Here is a 10,922-nt window from a genome sequence, read left to right as displayed (position 1 = left end):
TCAGAATCTCGCCCGAACACTTACGTACCCACCAGAGCGTCTGCGATCCAGGTACCAGGGCAGGTCATCATCGAAGTAATCGATGTCAACATACGAGATGCGATGAAAATCTGCGCGGTGCATATGAGCAGGTATGCGGTGCGTATATACCCAGTTTCTTCCCGACAAGGTTATGTACACACCACGGTAGCAGTCGTAGTAAACGTTGTAATCGCGGTAGTACACATAACGCACAGGCCGGTAATGATAACCATGAGCGGGTGCCCAATGCGGAGGCCTGTGGTACGAATACCTTCTGCCATGGCGATCATGCGTTGGGCCGCGCCAGTCTCTTCGGGAGTCACGATCAAATCTATCCCAGTCATTACGGTGATTATCATGACGGCCACGCTGGTTATCCCAATCGCGATCGCGTTTGTGATCATGTTTGTGCTTGTCATCGCCCCGGCCATTGCCTCTTCCCTGTGCAAGCACATCGGCACCAATCATCAGCACACCAGCAACCATCAGGGCACTCAGGAGTTTCATGTTCGTTTTCATAACACAACAATTTAAAGTTATGTCATGAAATGCAACGGTCGTGCCAAACCCTGAAAACCGTCCAGAATCGTCAGAAATTGGCTTTTTTAGTTAATGATGACTATCCCAAGTGCAAAACACATCATCCGTTCCGATGGGTTGGCCCGGAGGAGGCGTCAGCAGATTTTCAGCTTCATACTTCTCCGGATTTTCGCGGAAGGCCTGAATCAAACTTAGTGCATATGCATAATGTGCCTTCCAGCTTTCCTGGGTTGTAGTTTTTGTTTTTTCCGTCAGCCAGGTTTTAAGTTGATCGATTTTTAAGGAAGCAATGGCGCGTGCTTGTGCAGATGCATTCTGATTTCGGTTTAGCTTGATCAGGTTATTTAATACGCTGTGATTAACCGTCATTTGCAATAGCCCTTCATAACCCGATTTGTTTGCACTCTTGAATGAACTGTTAACGATTTTATCAATCACACTTTCCAACGAAGGTTGCTGATTGTTGAGTGCGTTATGTTGCACCAACCGGGTAGCCCGTGCCGGATGAAAGATCAACCCGAAAACCATGTCGGAAGCACTTTCCGCATATGCTAATGGATCGAACGTAAGATCGGTGCGGGTGCGCATCACCTCGCGCGTACGTTGATACCCGATGGGGTGAGGCGGAATATTCTTGATTAGGTCTGCCGGCAATGACAGTGCTTGCGGAGAAACCGTGCTGAGTAGTGCGTCCATTGCTTTTTGTTGATGTGTTGCAGCAATCAGTTCGGTTACGGGTTGTCCATCTCCACGTAACGCATAGCGGTAATTTAATCCGCCAATAATTTTTGAAGTGGCTTCCGCCTGATAGCGATGAAAGAAGTAAATCGGCACGAGCGCTTCTTCCAGTAAGGCCATAGGTGTTCCTTCACGAATATTTTTCTCACCGAAATTTTTAAGTGCCAATGTGCGCACTTGCATTACGCGGTTTAATTCATCAGCAGCGTCTTGGCCATTATCCCACAGGTGTGCAAACGGATGTGCCCCTCCGGTGGGTCGTGCATCCTGGTCAGATAGAAAAGTCAAGCCTTGCTTCGAACCATCCTGCAGAATTTTTTCAAGTGCAACATCTTCGTTTGTTCCTTCCGGGAAATGGGCGTAGCCGTACGTAACTGCCACTTTATCCCACGCCCCGATTTTATCATCATACGATTGGCTCAAATCAATCTTGCCATCTTTAATGGTGGCTATAGGATGTGGATAGTCCATTACTGACGCAAGGTTTTCCGTACTGGAAGCATAGCTGTGGGCAAGCCCAATCGTATGCCCCACTTCATGTGCAGAAAGTTGACGTAAGCGGGCTAGCGCCATTTCCAGCATGTGTGGAGGAATGGTTTTGCCCTCTTCATAGGGAGCAAGCAATCCTTCAGCAATCAAAAAATCCTGTCGCACCCGAAGCGAACCCAACGACACATGACCTTTTATGATTTCACCCGTGCGCGGATCACTTACCGATGCCCCGTACGACCAGCCGCGGGTAGAACGATGCACCCATTGAATCAGATTGTATCGCACATCCATTGGGTCGGCATCTTCGGGCATCATTTCAACACGAAATGCATTGATGAAACCGGCTGCTTCAAATGCCTGGTTCCACCAGCGTGCACCATCCAATAAAGCGGAACGGATGGGTTCCGGTGTGCCGCGATCCAGGTAATAGATAATCGGTTCAACCGGTTCGCTCATGGCAGCGTTTGGATTTTTCTTTTCGAGACGATGACGATTAATAAATCTTTTTTCGATGGGCTCATGAATAGGCGTGGCATAATCGTAGAAGGAGGTACCGAAGTATCCGGCACGCGGATCGAATTTGCGCGGCTTGTATTTATCGTCCGGAAGTTGAACAAACGAATGATGTTGACGCACGGTTACCACATTAGGTGTTGGTGTTACACTTCGGATGTAGCCACCCGTAGCCTGGCCGGTGAAGGTTAAGGTTACTTCAACTTCAGTATTCTGCGGAAAGTTTTTTGTGCGGGGCAAATAAAACGCTGAGCGTGATTTATCTAGCGAATAATTTCCTTGCTGTTGTCCACGAAGCCTTCCGATCACATCATGCGCATCCTGAAAATAAAAATCGGTTGCATCAACCAATACCTTATCTTTTTCTTCTGCAGTAACCGTAAAGCCCCACAGTACAGATTGGGCAAAAGCTTGCTCTACAGCGTTGCGTTCATCCACATTGCTGGTAATTGCGCGAAATTGATAATTGGGTTGAGTCATTAAAATTTTTGGACCCCTGCGCTCGAATTTTACAATACGGTCATTTCCCAATTGGCCACGGTCAAGCCCGATGTCATTGGAACCGATACCGGCAGGCAGGGAGTTGACATACAAGAATTCTGTGTCGAACTTATCGATCACCAAAAGAATCTTATCCTGTTTTTCATCATAATAAAAATCGAAGTAGCCGGGATAGTGTTTCATGCCCGCCACCTTGGCGGCAATGCCTGTTGCTTGTGGAGTGGGCGCAGGTTGTGCTTCGGTTTTCTTTTTTTGGGCAAAGGTCACAGAGAGAACAAAAACCAAAGGGAGAAGAAGTAATTTTTTCATGTTGGAGATTTAAGATTGAGAAAGCTACTAAGAATTACAGGCACACCAAAACCTTTGTTACAGGAGCGGACACAGCAGTTTTTTTATACCTTGGTAGCGATGTTCGGCTTCTTTAAATCATCGGGTAATAAAGTTAAGGTGGTGGATAAGGTGTGGATGACCAGTGCAGCAAGGTTACAGGCATGTCGCGCTATGCATGCCGCTAATCCGCAGTGCCTCTTTTTGGTATGGTTTGAAGACAGCGTAAACGCATTAAAGCAGGTTGTTCCGGAAGATGCGGTTATGCTGACGCGCGATGTTGAACTTCAACAAACACAAAACCGAATGGTGGTTTTTGCTGAGCATTATCCTCTTCGAAAAACGGAAGATGCGCTTTACAAAAGACTTAATCTTACGGAAGTGAATGTGCTTTCTGCGCTTGATGAGTCGCTATTCAGCTTTTTTGGTGGGGAGCGGATACAGGAAATGATGAGGCGTATGGGAATGGATGAGCACGAAATTGTGGGGCATAGCATGATCACCTCGTCCATTAAACGGGCCCAGCAGAAATTGGAACAACGGGTTGTCTCGGAGCAACCTGCAACTTCGCAACAGAAATGGTTTGAATTGAACTTTCCAGCCTGAAACCTTGTACTTTTACAAAAAACCTAGATCCTATGTTAAAAAAGATTCTCCTCGGTATTGGCGTGCTGGTGCTTATTGTGGCCGGCTACGTTGGTTACATGATGCTCACCACGAAAAATCACAGTCCTGCCGCTGTTGCGGAATTTAAAGACGGTGACTTTCTCATTCAGGTTAATTACTGCCAGCCATTTAAGAAAGACAGGTTAATTTTTGGTGAAGCATCGGAAGGCGCACTTGTTCCTTTTGGAAAAAAGTGGCGCACCGGAGCGAATGAAGCGACTGAAATCAGTTTTAGTAATGATGTGATGATGGATGGCCGCTTGTTGAAAGCCGGACGTTATTCGCTTTATACCATTCCGTACGACTCAACGTGGACGGTTGTGTTCAACAGCAAGCTCGGGTATTGGGGCGCTAAACTTGGGGGAGATCCATTCGAGGAGAGTATGGATGTGATGCGCGTACCCACATCGGTTCGCACTGACTTACCCGAGATTGAGCAGTTTACAATTTCATTAACACCAGCCGACAGCGTGGTAAACATGCATTTTTACTGGGAAAACACCCGCGCTACATTATCAATACAGCGGGCACAGTAACTATCCATTTTCAAATCGTTCAATTGCTTTCCGTTGCTCGTCAGGAATGGCAATGGTTTTTTCGTGTGTGTAATCGTAACACACGAGCACGGCATTGCCCTGTGCAACTACCTCTTCCTGGTTTTGCTTTTCACGAACGATAAGCCAATCGAGGGTAAGACTTTTATTGCCGATGCGTGAGCAGCGTGTGTACACAAAAACGTTGTCGTGCAGAAACACTGGAGCTTTGTAGTCAATTTCAATTCGCGCGAGAATGATGCCCACCTGCTGGCTCCATTTTTTATCGGTACCCACCACATCTTCAAAATACCTGACACGTGCCAGCTCAATGTAGGTTAAGTAGTTGGCGTTGTTCACGTGGCCCATCTTGTCGATGTCTTTGAAGCGAAGCTGAATAGGTACTTTGTGTTTGAAGTTTTGCATGGGGTAAAGATAGTAAACCGACCTATTGAAATAATCCTAAGATCAGGTGTTGTCTGTGACCTCAACCTGGACTGCTTCACTTAGTGGCTTGAGTGTGGCCATCAGTTTTTCCTTGCTCTTGGTTTTTTGGAGATGAATTTTTTCCCCGTTGCTGAATTTCAGGAAAGCATTGTAAAAGTCATATTCAAATGTAGCCGAATGTGAGGTGCGCGCTGTGTATAGCTGTTGACTCTCTTTTGAGCGATTGATGAAAATTTTTTCGATGTGATGGTATGGCTCAAATCTTCCGGTTTTGAAAAAGAAGAAAGACGTGTACTCGCGGTAGGTCTTATTGGCCGGATTAATTTCAGTGCCTTCAGCGGTTACTAATGCAAAAAATCCGGCTACACCTATGATAATCGTAACCCATGGATTTGTTTGCCAGGCACTTAATCCAAGAATCACGGCACAAGCAGCTACAAGCCGAAAAGTCCAGGGAAGTAATAACCCGTATTTGATATCGATCATAAATTCGCAAAGAATGAATTTATGAAACTACTAAATTTTATTGTGATTAAAGACCAAAGGACGCATCATTCATCTTTCAGCACCTCAACCGGATTTGTAAGCGCGGCTTTAACGGAGTGGTAGCTCGTGATGAGCATAGCGACAATCAGTGCCCCTAAGCCGGTTAGCACGAAAACCCATATAGAGGGTGTAACCCGGTAGGCAAAATCCTGAAGCCATTTTTGCATGAGCCAATAGGAAAATGGTGCGCTGATAAAGAATGCCAGCGTGATCAATCGAGTATACCCTTTTGAAATAAGTTTTAGGATATCCCACACCGATGCACCGGATACTTTTCGTATGCCAATCTCCTTGGTGCGCTGCTCCAGGGTATACACAATCATACCGAGTAAACCCAGGCAAGCAATAAGTATGGCAAAACCCGAAAGAATGGACAGCGCTGTACTAAAGCGTTGTTCCGTTTTAAAACTGTCGGCAAACGCCTGATCAACAAAGGCATATTGAAGCGGGTTATCTTTACCATGTTTTTGCCAGAGGTTATCAACAGCCTCCATGGTTGTGGCCCACTGTTCACTTGATTGTCCTGCAATTTTCATGGCCACAAACTTTTTGTTTCCGGTACCCGGTAAGTCGGGGTTTTTAATATGAAAGATGGCCATCGGCTCAATCGGAGCCTGAAGTGTCCAGTAGTTAAAGTCCTTCACAATTCCGATTACTTCAAACTGAATGTCCCATCCGGGTGCACCTATTTTTTTACCGACAACAGATTCATCGGCATTCCAGCCAATTCGCTTAAGTGCAGTTTCATTGAGGAGAACGCGATGAATATCTCCCGGATTGTCGATGGAAAAATTACGACCGGCTATTAACTCAACACCCAGGGTTTGAATAAACTGTTCATCAGCAGAAGTGTAATTCAATGAAAAGGTCATGTCGGTCATTCCCTCCGCAGTAAATTTGTCGCCTCCCCAAACGGAAGGAGGTAAGGAAGTGCACCAGGTAGCATTCAGCACCCCGGGAAGATTGCGTGCCTCGTGCGCCAATACTTCACCATCGGGCACACGTTCAATCGATTTTAATACAAGTAAATTCTCCTTATCGAATCCAAGATCTTTCTCTGTTACATAGCGAAGCTGTTGCGAAACAATGGCTGTGCACAGAATTAGAATTATTGATAAGCTGAATTGAAAAGTTACCAAACCGTTTCGGAATGATCGGCCTTCACGGCCCGATTTCAATTTTCCTTTGATGGCTTCAACCGGATGAAAGGAGCTAAGAAAAATGGCCGGATATAAACTGGAAACGATACTGATGAAAAGTACTAAAAGCACCAAACCAATACTTATCTCAGGCTGAAGTAGAATGTTTAGCGACAATTCTTTTCCGGTTAGCAGATTGAACATGGGTAGGGCTCCCTGCACCAATGCCAAGGCAAATGCCAGTGCGAGAAAACTGAATATACAGGCTTCAATGAAATAATTGTAGCCAAGTGTCTTCCGGCCAACACCCAGAATTTTACGAATACTGGCTTCCTTAACCCTTCGGGTAAATTGAGCAGTTGATAGGTTCATGAAATTGACACACGCCAGCAAAATGATAAAAACAGCTGCACCGGCCAGCGAGTAAATTATCTTAATGTTGCCGCTTTCATTGTTAATCCGGTTGTAGACTGTTTCATCGGGCAAGTGAATGGCGGTAAGCGGTTGAAGAAACAGTTCCCACGTTTTACCGGATTTCAAATAATCATCAAACGTCATGTTCATGATGCGCTGTAACGTTTGTTCAGCGTGCTGGCGTGGAATACCGGTAAGCCTTTCACGCACCTGCGCAAGATTGGCTTGTTCTGACAACCGAACATAGGTTTCGAGTTGGGTCCAGATCCAGCTCCAACTCATGTTACGTACCTGCGGAAAACTTTCCATTGAAAGAAGTACATCAAATTGGATGTATGAATTTTTCGGCAGGTCATCCAGTACGGCCGTTACCTCATACGTTTGCTGGCTTTCTCCTGCTCCTACGCGAACCAGTTTCCCGACTGCATTTTCAAACCCAAAGTATTTTAATGCGGTACTTTTTGTCATCACAAGTGTGTTGGCTTTTTCGAGCGGAGCTTTATGTTCGCCATAAAGAACCGCGAAGCTGAACATGCGAAAGAAGTTGGAGTCGGTAGCCAGAATATTTTCCTGTTCGATTGCAGTAACAGTATTATCGGGTAATGTATAAGAAATCAGAAAATCGCCAGGTGTATAAATTGAGGTGATCAATTCAACTTCGGGTAATTCTTCTTTAATGGCATGAGCAACGCCCGGTCCGGTGGAGGCAAACTGGTGTTGATCATTCTCACCCCAAATGAATGTCTGATTTACGCGGTATATTCTTTCAGCCTGATCATGAAAGCGATCGTAGCTCAGCTCGTGATGCACATAGAGATACATCAACAACGCACAGGCAATGCTGGAGGTTAATCCTAACAAGTTGATGGCAGAAAATAATTTTTGACGCTTAAGGTTGCGAAGGAAGAGTAAAAGGGAATAGCGGAACATGGGTTATGGTTTGAGCATCTTTAACCAAAGGCATACCAACCCCAATTCAGCCTTGATTTGTACGTTTTCTGAGTTGTTGCTGTTCGTAAACGTGAACAGACGTGCGGATATGAACGCCTGTTGGTTAATAGACAAATATTCCCTGTGCTGTTTTCAGTGTAACCTTTTTGGTGTCGGCAGCTTCAATCCGTCCAATAACTTTTGCATCCACACCAAAGCTTTTTGAAATGTCAATTACCTGTTGGGCAAATTTCTCATCCAGATATACCTCCATGCGGTGCCCCATGTTAAAGACTTTGTACATTTCTTTAAGGTCAGTGCCGCTTACACCATGGATGAGTTTAAACAAGGGTGGAACTTCGAACAGATTATCTTTTATCACATGAAGGTTATCGATGAAGTGCAGCACTTTGGTTTGCGCACCACCGCTACAATGCACCAGGCCATGAATCTGATGACGAAGATTTTTGAAAACCTCGATCATAATAGGAGCATACGTGCGTGTAGGCGACAACACCAGTTTGCCAACAGTTAAAGGAGTGCCAGGTAGTTCGTCTGTAACTTTGTGTTTGCCGGTGTACACCAAATCAGCGGGAACATCTTTATCGTACGACTCTGGATATTTTGTGGCATATGCGTTGGCAAACACATCGTGGCGTGCTGAAGTGAGTCCATTGCTGCCCATACCGCTGTTGTATTCGTTTTCGTATGTAGCTTGTCCGTAGGAAGCCAATCCGACAATTACATCTCCGGCTTTAATACGACTGTTATCAATTACATCGCTGCGTTTCATCCGGGCGGTTACGGTGCTGTCAACAATAATGGTTCTTACCAAGTCGCCTACATCAGCGGTTTCTCCCCCGGTACTCCGGATATTCAGGCCATGATTGCGAAGCATCTCCAGTACTTCTTCGGTACCGTTGATGATGGTGGAGATTACCTCACCGGGGATCAGATTTTTATTACGACCGATGGTGGAGGAAAGTAAAATGTTATCGGTGGCACCTACGCATAACAAATCATCCACATTCATAATGATGGCATCCTGCGCAATGCCTTTCCATACCGAGAGGTCGCTTGTTTCTTTCCAATACACATAAGCCAATGATGACTTTGTACCAGCCCCATCGGCATGCATCACGGTGCAATACTCCGGATCGCCACCGAGGTGATCTTCTACAATCTTGCAAAAAGCTTTTGGGAACAAACCCTTATCGAGTTTGCTGATGGCCTGGTGTACATCTTCCTTGCTGGCGGATACCCCGCGTTGGTTGTAGCGATCGCTCATGAAGAACCGGAAATTTGCCGCTAAGGTAACAGTTGAAAAGGAAAGCGACTAACGCGTAATTTCATTTATCCGCCTGATGAGGACATCTACCTGCCTGGCTTTCTCATGGACGGTGGCCAATTGCGGATCAGCCTGTTCCTGTTGCATTAAAACGGCAAGACCAATGATGCGACAAAGGGGACCGCGAACGAGGTGCGCATTAATGAAGGCGTATTCTTCCAATTGTACATTGCGCTCTTCAATTTTCTTTATCCGCTGCTCAATAATTTGTTCCAGGTTTTCATTGATGGAACGAATTTCTTCCTGACTGTACTGCAACTTATCCGTTTGTTTCAGCAGGGTTTCGGTTAGCTTTTGCAACTGCTCATGCCGGTGTTCGATTCGTTTTCGGTAGGCGAGAAACTTATTTTTCAGGTACATCAGAAAGGCCATCAGAATAAGCGCCACTACAAAGTAGTCAATGGATAACTGAAAAATGGAAAGCTTTTCAGGATTGGTAACCGGAATGCCGGTTAATGACGGAAGCTCTGTAAGGACCAGAAATACAACCAGGTAAATGCCCAACATGATAATCTGGAGCCAGCCTCTCAAGGTTAAGATGATCCAACTGGCGTAGACAAACAGAATCAGGGGAACCGTTCCGGCCAGTCCGCCAAAATTTTTCCAAAAGTGAATCAGAATGGGAATAACGGCCAAGTGAAGAAAAAAGGCGAGGTATTTAATGTTGCTGACTTTGAAAGTCAGTAAAAAAATGATTCCAAAAAGTACGGTGATGGATGCATTCAATATTGTTGTGGTGGCCCCTGAGAACAGCCCGTTTATTACCTGGTAAAGCTGATAGACGATAGCCAGAATCAGCGTGAACCGAAAAATAGTTTTTTCAAGCGTTCCTTTCATGGTTCCTGATTACTGTTCGGTCTAACAAGGTGTTTTGCTTTAACGAGGTACGGATAGACTCTACTACTCCGTTTAGTTCTTCGCTTGATAGTTTTAGTTTATCAGTATATGCTGATGAGGATTTTACGTTATGCATGGAAGCAAGTAATTCATCAACAGCCTGTATTAATTCAGTAGTGTTTAGTTCAATAAACGTTTCTACCGATTTATTCTTTTTTCGAAGCATTTCTGTTCTTCTGCTCACCTCATCTTCCAGATTGGCTTGTGCCCGCTTTAACTCCTGATTCGACTGCTCCAACTTCCTACCCAGTTTTCGTGACTCCCGAACCTGCTCTGCCATTTGCAGGTTCAGCTGTGAAAGCTTATTGCCTTGTGTTACGGTAAGGTCTTTCAGGTAGATGGTAAAAACGGAGATCAGCATTAGCGTAAACCAGAAGTCGAGGGTTTGAAACGAAACGCCAAAGTCAATATGCGATAACCATGCCGGTGATGTGTTGCTGATACACAACAGAGCCAGTAATAGTAACAAGTTGAAGGTTATGGTGATGGATAGTGGGCGCTGTGAATACACCATCACAATGAAGTAGATAGAGGCGAAGTAGTTGAAGCGTCCGTAACCCGCAATGCCCCCAAACTGAAGAAAGTTAAAGGCCAGCAATACGGTTATGACAAGTCCAAACCGAATGTGAATTCTTTCAAATTCTTTTTTCCAACTGGTGTAAACAAACGTGATGATTACGACCAACAATAGGAGGTCGGTTAGCATGTCGGCACGCGGAACCTGCCTGCTGAAATCCATGATCAACGCCAACAGAACGCGCACAATACCAAAACTGCAAATCAGCAGAATGATTTGCGACTGGTAAGGAAAGGTATTGTATTGGCGGATGAGGCGATTAAACACGGTAAAGCTTTACCGCAAAATAGCAA

General features: G+C 45.3%; 10 protein-coding genes. 2 read left to right on the top strand and 8 right to left on the bottom strand.

Translation table 11 applies throughout. From position 1 onward, the window contains the following. Window positions 1–540 (bottom strand): hypothetical protein, encoded by a 540-nt coding sequence (locus tag QY309_16335; GenBank protein ID WKZ59418.1) that lies wholly within the window; start codon window positions 538–540, stop codon window positions 1–3. Window positions 541–630: 90 nt separating this feature from the next. Then, entirely contained in the window at window positions 631–3,114 is a 2,484-nt protein-coding gene (locus QY309_16330) for a zinc-dependent metalloprotease (GenBank protein ID WKZ59417.1), read from the bottom strand. A 15-nt stretch (window positions 3,115–3,129) separates the two neighbouring features. Between QY309_16330 and QY309_16325 the strand changes: the two genes are divergently transcribed. Both QY309_16325 and QY309_16320 read left to right on the top strand, forming a co-directional pair. Then, window positions 3,130–3,738: a hypothetical protein gene (locus tag QY309_16325; protein WKZ59416.1), complete on the top strand. Its 609-nt coding sequence runs from the start codon at window positions 3,130–3,132 to the stop codon at window positions 3,736–3,738. A 32-nt stretch (window positions 3,739–3,770) separates the two neighbouring features. Then, a complete protein-coding gene (locus QY309_16320) occupies window positions 3,771–4,334 on the top strand; it encodes a DUF2911 domain-containing protein (GenBank protein ID WKZ59415.1) in 564 nt (187 codons plus the stop codon). On the opposite strand, the gene QY309_16315 is transcribed toward QY309_16320, so the two are convergent. The 6 genes from QY309_16315 to QY309_16290 form a co-directional block, all read right to left on the bottom strand. After that, window positions 4,335–4,757: a thioesterase family protein gene (locus tag QY309_16315; GenBank protein WKZ59414.1), complete on the bottom strand. Its 423-nt coding sequence runs from the start codon at window positions 4,755–4,757 to the stop codon at window positions 4,335–4,337. Between the two features lie 42 nt (window positions 4,758–4,799). Next, a complete protein-coding gene (locus QY309_16310; GenBank protein ID WKZ59413.1) occupies window positions 4,800–5,264 on the bottom strand; it encodes a hypothetical protein in 465 nt (154 codons plus the stop codon). A 65-nt stretch (window positions 5,265–5,329) separates the two neighbouring features. Continuing rightward, window positions 5,330–7,807, bottom strand: a complete 2,478-nt coding sequence (locus QY309_16305; GenBank protein WKZ59412.1) for an ABC transporter permease — start codon at window positions 7,805–7,807, stop codon at window positions 5,330–5,332. Between the two features lie 124 nt (window positions 7,808–7,931). After that, window positions 7,932–9,095, bottom strand: a complete 1,164-nt coding sequence (locus tag QY309_16300) for an AIR synthase-related protein (GenBank protein WKZ59411.1) — start codon at window positions 9,093–9,095, stop codon at window positions 7,932–7,934. 48 nt (window positions 9,096–9,143) lie between these two features. Then, window positions 9,144–9,992 (bottom strand): hypothetical protein, encoded by an 849-nt coding sequence (locus tag QY309_16295; GenBank protein WKZ59410.1) that lies wholly within the window; start codon window positions 9,990–9,992, stop codon window positions 9,144–9,146. Further along, window positions 9,976–10,896: a hypothetical protein gene (locus QY309_16290; GenBank protein ID WKZ59409.1), complete on the bottom strand. Its 921-nt coding sequence runs from the start codon at window positions 10,894–10,896 to the stop codon at window positions 9,976–9,978. The genes QY309_16295 and QY309_16290 overlap by 17 nt, the downstream gene beginning before the upstream one ends. Window positions 10,897–10,922 lie beyond the last annotated feature (26 nt).

The organism is Cyclobacteriaceae bacterium, from assembly GCA_030584025.1.
GTDB lineage: Bacteria > Bacteroidota > Bacteroidia > Cytophagales > Cyclobacteriaceae > UBA2336.
This window is presented reverse-complemented; position numbering and strand designations above follow the sequence as displayed.

Excerpts from the sequence above, each read along its gene's own strand:
- QY309_16335 (WKZ59418.1), bottom strand. The coding sequence starts at position 540 with ATGAAAACGAACATGAAACTCCTGAGTGCCCTGATGGTTGCTGGTGTG.
- QY309_16330 (WKZ59417.1), bottom strand. The coding sequence starts at position 3,114 with ATGAAAAAATTACTTCTTCTCCCTTTGGTTTTTGTTCTCTCTGTGACC.
- QY309_16320 (WKZ59415.1), top strand. The coding sequence starts at position 3,771 with ATGTTAAAAAAGATTCTCCTCGGTATTGGCGTGCTGGTGCTTATTGTG.
- QY309_16315 (WKZ59414.1), bottom strand. The coding sequence starts at position 4,757 with ATGCAAAACTTCAAACACAAAGTACCTATTCAGCTTCGCTTCAAAGAC.
- QY309_16310 (WKZ59413.1), bottom strand. The coding sequence starts at position 5,264 with ATGATCGATATCAAATACGGGTTATTACTTCCCTGGACTTTTCGGCTT.
- QY309_16305 (WKZ59412.1), bottom strand. The coding sequence starts at position 7,807 with ATGTTCCGCTATTCCCTTTTACTCTTCCTTCGCAACCTTAAGCGTCAA.
- QY309_16300 (WKZ59411.1), bottom strand. The coding sequence starts at position 9,095 with ATGAGCGATCGCTACAACCAACGCGGGGTATCCGCCAGCAAGGAAGAT.
- QY309_16295 (WKZ59410.1), bottom strand. The coding sequence starts at position 9,992 with ATGAAAGGAACGCTTGAAAAAACTATTTTTCGGTTCACGCTGATTCTG.